The sequence below is a fragment of the Microbacterium paludicola genome (assembly GCF_039529675.1).
Lineage (GTDB): Bacteria > Actinomycetota > Actinomycetes > Actinomycetales > Microbacteriaceae > Microbacterium > Microbacterium paludicola.
This window is the reverse complement of the sequence record NZ_BAAANG010000004.1, coordinates 125,787-138,866: the sequence shown is the minus strand read 5'-3', so window position 1 is coordinate 138,866 and position 13,080 is coordinate 125,787. Positions and strand designations below refer to the sequence as shown.

The 13,080-nt window shown below is 70.9% G+C and carries 11 protein-coding genes; 3 read left to right on the top strand and 8 right to left on the bottom strand.

Annotated features, from left to right (window positions below; all coding sequences use genetic code 11):
• Positions 1 to 54 precede the first annotated feature (54 nt).
• Together ABD161_RS05275 and ABD161_RS05270 are read right to left on the bottom strand one after the other, a co-directional pair.
• Positions 55 to 1,338 (bottom strand): glycosyl hydrolase family 28 protein, encoded by a 1,284-nt coding sequence (locus ABD161_RS05275; RefSeq protein ID WP_344000342.1) that lies wholly within the window; start codon positions 1,336 to 1,338, stop codon positions 55 to 57.
• 59 nt (positions 1,339 to 1,397) lie between these two features.
• Positions 1,398 to 1,826 carry an acetylxylan esterase gene (locus ABD161_RS05270; RefSeq protein ID WP_344000356.1) on the bottom strand — a complete coding sequence of 143 codons (429 nt, stop codon included), beginning with the start codon at positions 1,824 to 1,826 and terminating at the stop codon, positions 1,398 to 1,400.
• On the opposite strand from ABD161_RS05270, the gene ABD161_RS05265 reads away from it, so the two are divergent.
• Both ABD161_RS05265 and ABD161_RS05260 read left to right on the top strand, forming a co-directional pair.
• Complete coding sequence (locus ABD161_RS05265; RefSeq protein ID WP_344000341.1) at positions 1,812 to 3,515, top strand: long-chain-fatty-acid--CoA ligase; 1,704 nt, start codon at positions 1,812 to 1,814, stop codon at positions 3,513 to 3,515. The genes ABD161_RS05270 and ABD161_RS05265 overlap by 15 nt on opposite strands.
• A 61-nt stretch (positions 3,516 to 3,576) precedes the next feature.
• Entirely contained in the window at positions 3,577 to 5,361 is a 1,785-nt protein-coding gene (locus ABD161_RS05260; RefSeq protein WP_344000339.1) for a DEAD/DEAH box helicase, read from the top strand.
• Between the two features lie 88 nt (positions 5,362 to 5,449).
• Here ABD161_RS05260 and ABD161_RS05255 read toward each other — a convergent pair whose 3' ends face one another.
• The gene (locus ABD161_RS05255) at positions 5,450 to 6,439 is read right to left on the bottom strand and encodes an aldo/keto reductase (RefSeq protein WP_135112104.1); all 990 of its coding nucleotides are present in this window, start codon (positions 6,437 to 6,439) and stop codon (positions 5,450 to 5,452) included.
• A gap of 39 nt (positions 6,440 to 6,478) precedes the next feature.
• Complete coding sequence (locus tag ABD161_RS05250; RefSeq protein ID WP_344000336.1) at positions 6,479 to 6,955, bottom strand: SRPBCC domain-containing protein; 477 nt, start codon at positions 6,953 to 6,955, stop codon at positions 6,479 to 6,481.
• A gap of 14 nt (positions 6,956 to 6,969) precedes the next feature.
• Between ABD161_RS05250 and ABD161_RS05245 the strand changes: the two genes are divergently transcribed.
• Complete coding sequence (locus ABD161_RS05245) at positions 6,970 to 7,302, top strand: ArsR/SmtB family transcription factor (protein ID WP_344000334.1); 333 nt, start codon at positions 6,970 to 6,972, stop codon at positions 7,300 to 7,302.
• A gap of 3 nt (positions 7,303 to 7,305) precedes the next feature.
• Here ABD161_RS05245 and ligA read toward each other — a convergent pair whose 3' ends face one another.
• The 4 genes from ligA to ABD161_RS05225 form a co-directional block, all read right to left on the bottom strand.
• Complete coding sequence (gene ligA, locus ABD161_RS05240; protein ID WP_344000332.1) at positions 7,306 to 9,657, bottom strand: NAD-dependent DNA ligase LigA; 2,352 nt, start codon at positions 9,655 to 9,657, stop codon at positions 7,306 to 7,308.
• A 62-nt stretch (positions 9,658 to 9,719) separates the two neighbouring features.
• Entirely contained in the window at positions 9,720 to 10,823 is a 1,104-nt protein-coding gene (mnmA, locus tag ABD161_RS05235; RefSeq protein WP_344000330.1) for a tRNA 2-thiouridine(34) synthase MnmA, read from the bottom strand.
• A gap of 79 nt (positions 10,824 to 10,902) precedes the next feature.
• Positions 10,903 to 12,066 (bottom strand): cysteine desulfurase family protein, encoded by a 1,164-nt coding sequence (locus ABD161_RS05230; RefSeq protein WP_344000328.1) that lies wholly within the window; start codon positions 12,064 to 12,066, stop codon positions 10,903 to 10,905.
• Positions 12,067 to 12,085: 19 nt separating this feature from the next.
• Positions 12,086 to 13,063: a tetratricopeptide repeat protein gene (locus ABD161_RS05225; protein ID WP_344000326.1), complete on the bottom strand. Its 978-nt coding sequence runs from the start codon at positions 13,061 to 13,063 to the stop codon at positions 12,086 to 12,088.
• Positions 13,064 to 13,080 lie beyond the last annotated feature (17 nt).

Genomic DNA, 13,080 nt, shown 5'->3' with positions numbered 1-13,080 from the left:
TAGCCGAGCCGCTCACACTCGCGGCCTAAACCGAACCTGTCACCAGTTCGTTCCTCACGCCCTCCCGACCGATGAGTCGTGAATAACGCTGTTGGTGAACCGGACGTCCGTGTGACTCGACACGACGCCCTGGCCGACCTTGAAACCGAAGCATCCGGTCCACGAGATGAGGCGATCGAAGGCGACGTTCTGGACGACCTCGGGGTCACCGGGCCAGTTGATGGTGATGCCGACGCTCTTCGGCCAGCTTTTCGTGCTGTACGGATCGTCATGACCGATCGCGATTCCGTACTGCACGAGCACGTCTTGCGACTCGATGACGTCGATGCCGTCGTTCTCACCCATGTCGAACCGGTTGAAGATCTTCATGTGGGTGAACTCGAGGTCGTCGGAGCGGGTCGGGATGACGGCCCAGCTTGCGGCCTCCCGGATGGTCAGGCCGTCCAGGCGGAAGTTGCTCGTGGCGATCGGCGCGAGGATGTTCATACCGAAGCCCGACGCGAACGCCGCCTTCCCGTTGCCGTCGAGCGTGCCCCGACCGCGCATCGTGATGTTCTCCGACCCGAACTCGGTCTGGATCCACCATGTGAGGTCCCGGTTCTGCGAACTCTTGTGCGCATCGACGGTGTAGAGACTCTTGTCGGCCCGCATGCGCCACACGGAACCCGGCGCGAAATACACGTCGATGTTGCTGCGCAGCTCGATGTTCGCGAGCGTGTAGACGCCGGCCGGCACGTAGACGATCCCGCGCGTCCCGCCTGCCGTGCCGTACGCGCTAGCGGCGTTGATCGCGGCCTGCACACCTGTGGTGGACAGGGTGTTTCCCGACGGATCCGCGGGATATGCGGCAGAGCCGACGCGGAAGATACCGGGCCCGCTGGCGGCCGGGACGTTGGTCTCGGCGGCCTCGGCGGAGATGATGATCCTGCGCCCGGTGTCGAGCTTCACGATCAGGTACTTGGGTGCGGAGATCGTGAAGGTCGAGCTCGCACCGCTGTGCGTCGCGACGTGGCTGTCCTTGATCGGGGTGATGTAGGTCTTCGACACCGCCGTGCCGTCGAGCTTGGTGATGGTGATCTGCGCGATGCCTGTACCCATCGCGAACTCGGCGTAGTCGTAACCGTCTCCGTAGTTCGCGTATCCGTTCACCGGAACCGGGGTGCCGTTGACGGTGAGGGAATAGACGGTAGAGACGGCATGCGCCGCGGTGATCGGCACGGGCTGGATCGTGGCGGGCGCGGCCTGAGCGGGCGCACCCCCGGCCACCACCAGCCCGATGGCCAGGGCGAGGGTCGCAAGCACCCCCATGCCCCTACGTCGTCTGTTTGCGCTGTCCATCGTGGACTCCTTTGTTCGATGATGCGGATGGATGCGAGTGCGATGTCACGCGCGACGACTTACCGGCCCTCGCGCGTGAGGAGACTGTTGAGCCATTCGGTCTGGCGGATCTTCTGGGTCCACCCGCCGCCCTCGTGCCCGTTGAAGGGGTACACGGCGATGTCCTTCTCAGCCGCGGCGTGATGGTTGTAGGCAGCGAATACGGTCGACGGCGGGCATGTCGGGTCCATGAGTCCGACCGAGTACAGCGAGGGAGCGGTCGCGCGTTTGGCGAAGTTCACGCCGTCGAAAGCGGAGAGGACCGCGAAGACCTGGTTGGCAGATTCACGGTTCACCGAGAGATATCGCGTGATTTCGACGTAGGGATCACGGCCGCCGATATCGACCGCCCGGCGGAAATGACACAGAAAGGGCACGTCGATGAGTGCGGCGAAGAGGTCGGGCACCAGGCCGGCGACGGCTAGGCTGGTCGCGTGACGACCTTCGATCCGCCGCGCCCCTGGGTGAGCAGCTATGCCGCTGGAGTCCCCACCGACCTCGACGAGATCAGCGGGTCGCTTCCCGACCTCGTCGCCGCCTCCGGGCGCGAGTTCGCCGACGCGCCGGCGCTGCAGTTCTTCGGCCGCACAACGAGCTACGCCGATCTGAACGCGGCGATCGATCGCGCTGCTGCCGGCCTCCACGCGCGCGGCCTGCGCAAGGGCGATCCGGTCGCGATCATCCTTCCCAACTGCCCGCAGCACATCATCGCGTTCTACGCGATCCTGCGCCTCGGTGCCGTCGTGGTCGAGCACAACCCGCTCTACACGCCGCGCGAGCTGCGCAAGCAGTTCGAGGATCACGGCGCGAAGCACGCGATCGTGTGGAGCAAGGTCGTGGGCACCGTGCAGCAGTTCCCCGCCGACCTCGCCGTGAGGAACCTGATCTCCGTGGACGTGACCCGCGCGATGCCGCTGCCGATGCGCGCCGCGCTGCGCCTGCCGATCCCCAAGGCCCGCGAATCGCGGGCGCAGCTGACCGAACGGGTCCACGGCGTGCCGCAGTGGGAGGAGCTGCTGCGGGCCGCTCCCCTGCCGGCCTCCCATCCCGGCCCGGCGACCGACGACCTGGCGATCATCCAGTACACGTCGGGCACCACCGGCACGCCGAAGGGCGCCTCGCTCACGCACCGGAACCTGCTCGCGAACGCCGCGCAGGCCCGCGCCTGGGTGCCGACGATCACGCGCGGCCGCGGCACGAACGTGTACGCCGTGCTGCCGATGTTCCACGCGTACGGACTGACGCTGTGCCTCACCTTCGCGATGTCGATGGGCGCGCGGCTCGTGCTGTTCCCGAAGTTCGACCCCGACATGGTGCTCGACGTCGTGAAGAAGCACCCGGCGACGTTCCTGCCGCTCGTTCCTCCCATCGCCGAGCGCCTCCTCAAGCGGGCGAAGGAGCGCGGAGTGTCGCTCGCGGGCACCGAGATCGCGATCTCCGGTGCCATGGCGCTGTCCGCCGACCTCGTCGAGCCCTTCGAGGCCGAGTCGGGCGGCTTCCTCGTCGAGGGCTACGGCCTCAGCGAGTGCTCGCCCGTGCTGATGGCGAACCCGGTCGCCTCCCACCGTGTCGCCGGATCGGTGGGCCTGCCGCTGCCGGGCACCGAGTGCCGCGTGGTCGACCCGGATGAGCCGACGCGCGACGTGGAGCAGGGTCAGCCGGGTGAGCTCATCGTGCGGGGCCCGCAGGTGTTCGGCGGCTACTACGGCAAGCGCGAGGAGACCGAGGAGGTGTTCGTCGACGGCTGGTTCCGCACCGGCGACATCGTCACGATCGACGACGCCGGGTTCGTCCGGATCGTGGACCGGATCAAGGAGCTCATCATCACGGGCGGCTTCAACGTCGCGCCCACCGAGGTCGAGACCGCCCTGCGGCAGTACCCCGGCATCGCCGACGCCGCGGTCGTCGGCCTGCCGAACGCGCGCAGTGGCGAGGAGGTCGTCGCCGCGATCGTCACCGACGGGAGCGCCGAGATCGACGTGGAGGCGGTGCGCACGCACGTGCGCGACACCCTCACCCCGTACAAGGTCCCCCGCCGCATCTTCATCGTCGACGAGCTTCCCAAGTCGATGATCGGCAAGGTGCTGCGCCGGCAGGTGAAGGAGCAGATCCTCCAGCTCACCGCCAGCGCGTCCTGATCAGCGGGCGCCCGGTCGGCGAGTCAGGCGTACTGACAGGGGCAGGGGCTACCGTGGCCACGTGCCTATTGAAGATGACACTCTGACCGAGACGGCTGCCACCCCCGGCTTCGAGGAGCTCGGGATCACCGGATCCGTCCTGTCCGCGATCCGCGACCTCGGTTACGAGACCCCCTCCCCGATCCAGCAGGCGACGATCCCGACGCTGCTGAGCGGGCGCGACGTGGTGGGCATGGCGCAGACCGGCACGGGCAAGACCGCGGCGTTCGCGCTGCCGATCCTGCAGCGACTCGACGTCAACCGCAAGGTGCCGCAGGCCCTCGTCCTGGCCCCCACCCGCGAGCTCGCGCTGCAGGTGGCCGAGGCCTTCGAGTCGTACGCGGCGCAGATGCCCGACGTGCGCCTGCTTCCCGTCTACGGCGGCCAGGGCTACGGCGTGCAGCTGTCCGCGCTGCGCCGCGGCGTCCAGATCGTCGTGGGCACCCCCGGCCGCGTGATGGACCACCTCGCCAAGGGCACGCTCGACCTGTCGGAGCTCGACTACCTCGTGCTCGACGAGGCGGACGAGATGCTGAAGATGGGCTTCGCCGAGGACGTCGAGCAGATCCTGTCGCAGACGCCCGAGGAGAAGCAGGTCGCGCTGTTCTCGGCGACCATGCCGGCGCAGATCCGCCGGATCGCGCAGCAGTACCTGCGCGACCCGCAGGAGATCTCGGTCAAGTCGAAGACCGCGACGAACGCCAACATCACCCAGCGCTACCTCGTCGTGTCGTACTCGCAGAAGGTGGATGCCCTCACGCGCATCCTCGAGGTCGAGAACTTCGACGGGATGATCGTCTTCGTCCGCACGAAGAACGAGACCGAGACGCTGGCCGAGAAGCTGCGCGCCCGCGGCTATTCCGCCGCGGCGATCAACGGCGACATCCCCCAGAACCTGCGCGAGCGCACGGTGAACCAGCTCAAGGAGGCGAAGCTCGACATCCTCGTCGCCACTGACGTCGCCGCCCGCGGCCTCGACGTCGAGCGCATCAGCCACGTCGTCAACTTCGACATCCCGACCGACACCGAGTCGTACGTGCACCGCATCGGCCGCACGGGCCGCGCGGGCCGCACGGGCGACGCGATCAGCTTCATCACCCCGCGCGAGCGCTACCTGCTCGGCCACATCGAGAAGGCGACGCGTCAGCAGCCCGCCCAGATGCAGCTGCCCACGGCCGAGGACGTCAACAGCACGCGCCTCGCCCGGTTCGACGACGCGATCACCGAGGCGCTGCAGGACACCGGCCGGCTCGACGCGTACCGCGACGTGATCGCCCACTACGTGCGCAACCACGACGTGCCCGAGGTGGACGTCGCCGCCGCGCTCGCGATCGTCGCCCAGGGCGACAAGCCGCTGCTCATGGAGGCCGAGAACGACCAGCTCGCCGCCGCAGTCGCCGCCGACAACCGGCCCCCGCGCGAGCGCACCGCATCGGATCGCGGCACCCGGGAGGATCGCCCGCCGCGCCGCGGCCGCGGCGACTACGAGCCGTACCGCATCGAGGTCGGGCGTCGTCACCGCGTCGAGCCGCGCCAGATCGTCGGCGCGCTGGCGAACGAGGGCGGCCTGGGGCGCGACGACTTCGGGGCCATCCAGATCCGTCCGGACTTCTCGATCGTCGAGCTGCCCGCGAACCTCGACCGCCGTGTGCTCGAGAAGCTGCGCGACACCCGCATCTCGGGCAAGCTCATCGAGATCGCCCCGGATCGCGGCCCCCGCGGCCGGCGCCCCTCGCGCGACGGCGACGCGCACGGTCAGGACCGCGACGACCGCGGGCCCCGCAAGCCCCGCCACCGCAAGGACTGACGGCACCTCGCCTCGCGAGGAGATCCGCGCTCGCGAGGAGGTTTCGGACTGAATCCTCCTCAGGAGCGCGGATCTCCTCGTTTCGGGCTTACCAGCGGTCGTGCACCAGCGGGCGGATGGCCTCGTCGTACAGGTCGCGCACGGCGTCGAGGAAGTCCTGCGGCAGCGGCCCGACCTCACCGGCCGCGGCATTCGCGCGAGCCTGCTCGGGGTTCCGCGCGCCGGGGATGACCGTGGTCACCCCTGGCTGCTGCGCGACCCACGCGAGGGCCGCCGTGGCCGGCTCGAGGCCCGCCTCGCGCGCAAGGGCGGAGAAGCGCTGGGCGGCGTCCACACCCGTCTCGTAGTCGACGCCCGAGAACGTCTCGCCCACGTCGAACGCCGACCCGTCGCGGTTGTAGTTGCGGTGGTCGTTCTCCGCGAACGTCGTCTCCCGCGTGTAGCGGCCGCTCAGCAGCCCGCTCGCGAGCGGCACGCGCGCGATGATGCCGACGCCCGCGGCGATCGCCGCCGGAAGCACCTCCTCGAGCGGCTTGCGACGGAACGCGTTCAGGATGATCTGCACGCTCGCCACGCCGGGGCGCTCGATGGCGCGCAGGGCCTCGGCGACGGTCTCGACGCTCACGCCGTAGTTCGCGATGGCGCCGTCCGCCACCAGGGTGTCGAGGTCGTCGAATACGCGGTCGGTCTCGTACACGTCGCTCGTGGGGCAGTGAAGCTGCACGAGGTCGAGCGTGTCGACGCCCAGGTTCCGGCGGGAGCGGTCGGTCCAGGCGCGGAAGTTCTCGAGCGTCGCGTGCGCCAGATCCGGGGCGTCCGCCCGGCGGATCATCTTGGTCGCGACGAACACACCGGAGTCGGGGTTGGCGCGCAGCCACTCCCCGATCGTCTGCTCGCTGCGGCCGTCGCCGTAGACATCCGCGGTGTCGAAGATCGTGACGCCGGACGAGTGGGCGGCGTCGAGCACGGCGAACGCGTCGCTCTGCGCGACATCGCCCCAATCCGCGCCGAGCTGCCAGGTTCCGAGGCCGATCGTCGAGACGTCGCGGCCGGTGCGGCCGAGGGTGCGCGGTTCCATGTCTCCGAGCCTATTCGGCCACCCGCGCCGGCGCGCCGCTCAGCGGTAGAACCCCTCGCGCAGGTTGATGCCGTGCTCGACCCAGGCCTTCAGCGCGGCGAGCATCCCGGTCCAGCCCTCGCAGTTGCCGAACGCGCTCTTCGCGCCGGACGCCGTCGCCGCCCAGGCCTCCTCCGTGATCGTGACGAGGGTGCGCGTGCCGTCATCGATCGACGCGAACTCGAAGGTCGTGCGCGTTGTGCCGCGGCCCCCGGCCGTCTCTGCGCCATCCCATTCGATGACGATCCGGTTCGGGGCTTGTGCCTCGACCACCGTGACCGGAAACGCGCCGGGGAAGTCGGCGAAGTCCCACGTGACATCCGCGCCGGCCTCGAGCCGCCCGCGCGCCCCTCCGGTCGTGAAGTAGCGGGAGAGCTGGCCGGGATCGGCGACCGCCTCGTACACGTCGGCGACGGGGCGCGACACGCGACCCGAGACGGTGAAGCGCAGCTCGGACAGGGGCTCGGTGTCGTTCATGTGATATTTACAACATGTCTGATGCGCCACGCAAGAGCGATGACGCCGATGACGAGCGGGTGTTCAAGGCCCTGGCATCGTCGACGCGGCGGCGCATGCTCGACGTGCTCCGGGAGGGGCCGTGCTCGACGGGCGAGCTGTGCGGCAGATTCCCGGAGCTCGACCGGACGACGGCACTGCAGCATCTGAGGGTGCTCGAGCGCGCCGAGCTCGTGATCGGCCACCGCGTCGGCCGCGAGCGGCGTCTGACGCTCGCTCCCCTGCCGATCAAGCGCATCCATGACCGGTGGATCGGCGAGTACGCGCGCGCCGCCGTGGAGCTGCTCGACGAGCTCGATGGGCAGTGAGCGTCAGCCGGCGCCGGCCTCGGCGGCCGGCGGCAGTGCGCCGGGCCCCTCGGTGACGAGGATGTGGAACTGCGCCGCGTCGAGGATGCGGACACCGAGCTGCTCGGCCTTGGCGAGCTTCGAGCCCGCGCCGGGCCCCGCCGCGACGAAGTCGGTCTTCTTGGAGACGCTCGAGGCCGCCTTTCCGCCGGCCTTCATGATCGCCTCCTGCGCACCCTCGCGGCTGTAGCCCTCGAGCGAGCCCGTCGCCACGACCGTGAGCCCGTCGAGGACGCCGCCCCCGGCCGACGCGGCGCCGGGACCGCGATGCCCCGGGGTCTCGAACCTCACGCCCGCCGCGCGCCAGCGGTCGAGGATCTCGATGTGCCAGTCGACCTCGAACCACTCGAGCAGCGAGTCGGCGATGATCGGCCCGACGCCCTCGACGCCGGCGAGCTCCTCGCGCGAGGCTGCGCGGATCGCGTCGAGCGACCCGAAGTACGTCGCCAGCTCGCGGGCGGCGACGGGGCCGACGTGCCGGATGTTGAGCGACACCAGCAGGCGCCACAGATCCTTCGTCTTCGCCTTCTCGAGCTCGTCGATCAGCTTCAGGGCCTGCGAGGACGGCTGCGGTCCCTCCCTGCCCTCCTTCCGCTCGGCGGCTGTCGGGTTGCGGCGGAACGGCGCGCGGCGCACGTACTCGCCGGTCTTCTCGTCGACGCGACGCTCGCCCGTCTCGGCGTCGCGCACCACGACCTCGATGGGAACGATCTGGTCGAGCGTGAGGTCGAACAGCGCGGCCTCGGTGTGAAGCGGCGGATCGGCCGGCACATCCGGCTGCGTGAGCGCCGCCGCCGTGACCTCGCCGAGGGCCTCGATGTCGAGGGCGCCGCGGGACCCGATGTGCTCGACGCGGCCGCGCACCTGCGCGGGGCAGTCCTTCGCGTTCGGGCAGCGGAGGTCGATGTCGCCCTCCTTCATCGGGCGCAACGGCGTGCCGCACTCGGGGCACTCCGCCGGCATCACGAACGCGCGTTCCGTGCCGTCGCGCTTGTCGACCACCGGTCCGAGCACCTCCGGGATCACGTCGCCCGCCTTGCGCAGCACCACCGTGTCGCCGATCAGCACGCCCTTCGCCTTCACGACGTCCTGGTTGTGAAGGGTCGCCTGCCGCACGACGGATCCGGCCACGTGGGCGGGCTCCATCACGGCGTAGGGCGTCGCCCGACCGGTGCGACCGACGGACACGACGATGTCGAGCAGCCGCGTGTGCACCTCCTCGGGCGGGTACTTGTACGCGATCGCCCACCGCGGTGCGCGGCTGGTGGCGCCGAGCTCGTCGTGGAGCGCGAGCTCGTCGACCTTGACCACGATGCCGTCGAGCTCGTGCTCGACCGAGTGGCGGTGCTCGCCGTAGTACTCGACGAAGGCGAGCACCTCGTCGATCGAGGCGCACACCTTCGGGTGCGGGCTGATCGGCAGACCCCACTCCTTGAGCAGCGCATAGACCTCGCTCTGGGCCTCGACCGGCGGGTTCTGCCACGCTCCGATGCCGTGCACGTAGAGGCGCAGCGATCCGACGCGAGCCAGGGCTGCCTCGAGTTCGAGGCCCGACTTCTTCTCGATCTGCTGGCGCAGGCCGCCGCTCGCGGCGTTGCGGGGGTTCGCGAAGGCGGGGAACCGGCGCACGGCCGACAGCAGCGCCTTGTCCTCGTCGAACGGGCGCCCGCGCGACTCGGCGCGCTCTCGGCCCTCGGCAACGGCGCGGTCTCGCAGGTCGGCCTGCAGCGCGTTCAGCTTCTCGAAGGCCTCGACGGGGATGAACACCTCGCCCCGCACCTCGACGATGCGCGGATGCCCCTCCCCCGCGAGGCGCTCGGGGATGTCGGCGAGGCGCAGCGCGTTCTCGGTCACGATCTCGCCCACGCGGCCGTCGCCGCGCGTCGCGGCGGACGTCAGCACCCCGTTCTCGTAGCGCAGGTTGATCGCGAGGCCGTCGATCTTCAGCTCGGTGAGCCACGCGACCTGCCTGCCCGCGGCATCCTGCGCCTTCGTGGCCCACTCGCGCAGCTCGTCGATCGAGAACACGTTGTCGAGGCTGAGCATCCGCTCGGCGTGCTCGATGGTCGCCAGGGTCGTGCCCTCGGCCGCGCCCACCATCTGCGTCGGCGAGTCCTGACCCGCCAGCTCGGGATGCGCGCGCTCGATCGCCTCGAGACGCCGCATCCACCCGTCGTACGTCGCGTCGTCCACCAGCGAGGTGTCGCGCCCGTAGTACGCGTCCTTCGCCTCGAGGATCCGCTCGGTCAGCTCTCGCGCCTCGGCGCGCGCCTCGTCGAGGGTCAGATCGGGAAGGTCACGCGCGTCGTCAGCCACGCCCCAAGTCTACGAAGGGGGTGGGACATCCCCCGGGGCTTGCCGAGCGCAGACCGGACGGGCTAGACGCCCGCAGGAAGGGCCGACACCGTGCGGTCGATCGTGCACTGGCCGATCACGCGCGTGCCGTCGTAGATGACGGCCGTCTGGCCGGGCGCGACGCCGTGCAGCGGGTCATCCGGCGTCACGATCAGCTCGCCGTCGCGCACCACTGCCACGGCGGGAACCGGATCCGCGTGCGCCCGCACCTGGACATCGCACCGGAAGGGGGTGGTCGCGTCGAGCGGCGCGGCACCGGCCCACGTGAAGCGGGCGCCGGCGAGCTCGCCGATCGCGAGGGCCTCCTTCGGCCCGACAACCACGGTGTTCGTCACGGGCCGCACTTCCAGCACAAATCGCGGCTTCCCATCCGGCGCCGGAACGCCAAGACGCAGCCCCTTGCGCTGTCCCACCGTGAACGCGTGCGCGCCGTCATGGGAGCCCACAACCGCGCCCTCCCGGTCGAGGATCTCGCCCGGCGCGGTGCCGACCTTGTCGGCGAGCCACCCGCGCGTGTCGCCGTCCGGGATGAAGCAGATGTCGTAGCTGTCGGGCTTCTTCGCCACCGTGAAGCCGCGCGCCTCGGCCTCGGCGCGCACGAGCGCCTTGGACGGCGTCTCACCGAGCGGGAAGTACGTGTGCGCGAGCTGCTCGGCGGTCAGCACACCGAGCACGTACGACTGATCCTTCGCCTCCTCGCTGGAGCGGTGAAGCTCGAGCCCGCGCTCGCCCTCGCGCAGGATCGCGTAGTGACCGGTGCAGACGGCGTCGAAGCCGAGCTCGAGCGCCCGCTCGAGGAGCGCGGCGAACTTGATCTTCTCGTTGCAGCGCATGCACGGGTTCGGCGTGCGACCCGCCTGGTACTCGGCGACGAAGTCGTCGATCACGTGGTCGCGGAACCGCTCGGAGAAGTCCCACACGTAGAACGGGATGCCCAGCTTGTCGGCGACACGGCGGGCATCCATCGCGTCCTCGATCGTGCAGCAGCCGCGGCTGCCGGTGCGCAGCGTGCCGCCCGCGCGGGACAGCGCGAGGTGAACGCCCACAACCTCGTGCCCCGCGTCGACCGCGCGCGCCGCGGCCACGGCGGAGTCCACTCCACCGCTCATCGCCGCCAGGATCCGCATTCCCCCAGTCTAGGAACCGCGGGCTGGACGAGGGCCGGATGATCGCCTCGGCGCTCCGGCCGCTCAGCAACCGTGCGGATCAGCGGCGCGCGGCCTGGCGATACGCGTCCGGCAGGGCGGCGAGCAGCGCGTCGACGTGCTCCTCGGTCGTCGTGCGTCCGAGCGTGATCCGCAGCACCTGTCGCGCGGCGCGCTCGTCGTATCCCATGGCCATCACGACGTGGGACGGTTCCGGAACCCCCGCTTGGCACGCGGACCCGGTGGACACCGCGATCCCCGCCCGATCGAGCAGGTACAGCAGTGACTCACCCGGCGCACCCGGCAGATGCAGGTGGACGTTGCCCGGCAGCCGGTCGACAGGATCGCCGAGCAGGATGGCCTCCGGCACGCCGGCGTGGACGCCCGCGATGAGGCGCTCGCGCAGGCCGGACAGCCGCGTGGTCTCCGCGTCGCGCTCCCGCTCCGCCAGCTCGGCCGCAACCGCGAGCGCCACCGCGCCCGGGACATCCTGCGTCCCCGCCCGCAGCGTCCGCTGCTGCCCGCCGCCGTGGAGCAGTGCGGTCGGCGCGGCGTCGCGGGAGACGACGAGCGCCCCCGTGCCGACGGGTGCGCCGATCTTGTGCCCCGACACGCTGAGCGCAACGAGCCCGACGGATCCGGATGCCCCGCCCCGCCAGCGACGGAAACTCACCGGCACGTGCCCGAACGCGGCGACCGCGTCCACGTGCAGCGGCACTCCGCGCTGAGCCGCGATGGCCGCCAGGGTCGCGACATCGTTGACCGTCCCCGCCTCGTTGTTCGCCGCCAGGGCGGTCGCCAGCGCGGTGCCCTCGTCCAGGGCCTCCGCGAAGCGATCGGGCAGGATGCGCGCGGCCGCGTCGAGCGGGACGGGAACGACCCGTGCAGCCTCATGCGCCCTCAGCCACTCGACGGCGTCGAGTGTGGCGTGATGCTCCCCGTCGGGCAGCACGATCGCGTCCGTCCCCGACGGCCGCGCCCACCACAGCCCCTTGAGCGCGAGGTTGACCGCCTCGGTGCCGCCCGAGGTGAAGACGACCTCGATCGGCTGGCAGTCCAGCACGCCCGAGAGGCGCTCGCGGGCGTCCTCGAGCAGTCGCCGCGCGGTCTGCCCCGCCCCGTGGATGGACGAGGCGTTGCCGACGACCTGCGACGCCTCGAGCCACGCGTCGCGCGCCTCGGTGCGCAGGGGCGCGGTCGCGGCGTGGTCGAGGTAGATGGTCACGGCCGAGACCCGGCGGCGATCAGAAGAGCAGCGAGGTCAGCTGCCCGCGGGCGCGGACGACGCGCGGGTCGGCGGCGCCGACGAGGCCGAACAGCTCCACGAGCCGCTCCCGCACGGGCGCGCGCTCCTCCGACGGCAGCGAGGCGAACAGCTCGAGCAGACGGTCGAACGCGTCGTCCACGTGGCCACCCGCGATGTCGAGATCGGCGACGACGAGCTGCGCATCCACGTCCCGCGGCGCGTCGGCGGCCGCCTGACGGGCGGCCTGCAGATCGACACCCTGCACGCGGGCGAGCAGGCTCACCTGCGCGAGACCCGCCTTGGCGTCCTCGTCGCGCGGGTTCTCCTTGAGCGCCTGCTCGTACGCAGTGATCGCGCGCGGATAGTCGCCTGCCTCGATCGCCGCGAACGCCTCGGCGTGCAGCGGCGGCATCGGCGGTTCGGCCGGCGCCTCTTCGGGTGCGCCCTCCACGGGCACCGTCCCGGTCACGCCGTTCTGCGCGGCGAGCTGCAGCAGCTGGTCGAAGACCTGACGCACCTGCTCCTCGGGCACGGCACCGGTGAACAGCGGAACCGGCTGGCCGGCCACGAGCGCGACGACCATGGGGATCGACTGGGCGCGGAACGCCTGCTGCAGCTGCGGGTTCGCGTCGACGTCGACCTTCGCGAGCACAAGGCGCCCCGCGAGCTCGGTGACGACCTTCTCGAGCACGGGGCTCAGCTGCTTGCACGGCCCGCACCACTCGGCCCAGAGGTCGACGACCACCGGCACCTGCCGGGAGAGCTCGAGCACCTCGCCGAACGTGGCATCGGAGACGTCGAACACGAGCGGCAGCGCACCCTGCGGCGCGGCGCCCGCGGCGCCCGCGGGGCCCGGCTGGGCGGTAGCGGAGCCGCCGGCGGCCGGCTGCGCGGGCGCGGGCCGGTTGCGCAGCGAGGACAGGTCCACCGCCCCGCGCAGGGCAGCGGCGTTCAGCGTGGAGGAGGCGTCAGCCATCGGTCACCTTTCGACGG

Bases quoted from the DNA above. Each gene is read 5' to 3' on its own strand.
- ABD161_RS05275 (WP_344000342.1), bottom strand. From the start codon at position 1,338: ATGGACAGCGCAAACAGACGACGTAGGGGCATGGGGGTGCTTGCGACC.
- mnmA (WP_344000330.1), bottom strand. From the start codon at position 10,823: ATGCGGATCCTGGCGGCGATGAGCGGTGGAGTGGACTCCGCCGTGGCC.
- ABD161_RS05255 (WP_135112104.1), bottom strand. From the start codon at position 6,439: ATGGAACCGCGCACCCTCGGCCGCACCGGCCGCGACGTCTCGACGATC.
- ABD161_RS05245 (WP_344000334.1), top strand. From the start codon at position 6,970: ATGTCTGATGCGCCACGCAAGAGCGATGACGCCGATGACGAGCGGGTG.
- ABD161_RS05225 (WP_344000326.1), bottom strand. From the start codon at position 13,063: ATGGCTGACGCCTCCTCCACGCTGAACGCCGCTGCCCTGCGCGGGGCG.
- ABD161_RS05250 (WP_344000336.1), bottom strand. From the start codon at position 6,955: ATGAACGACACCGAGCCCCTGTCCGAGCTGCGCTTCACCGTCTCGGGT.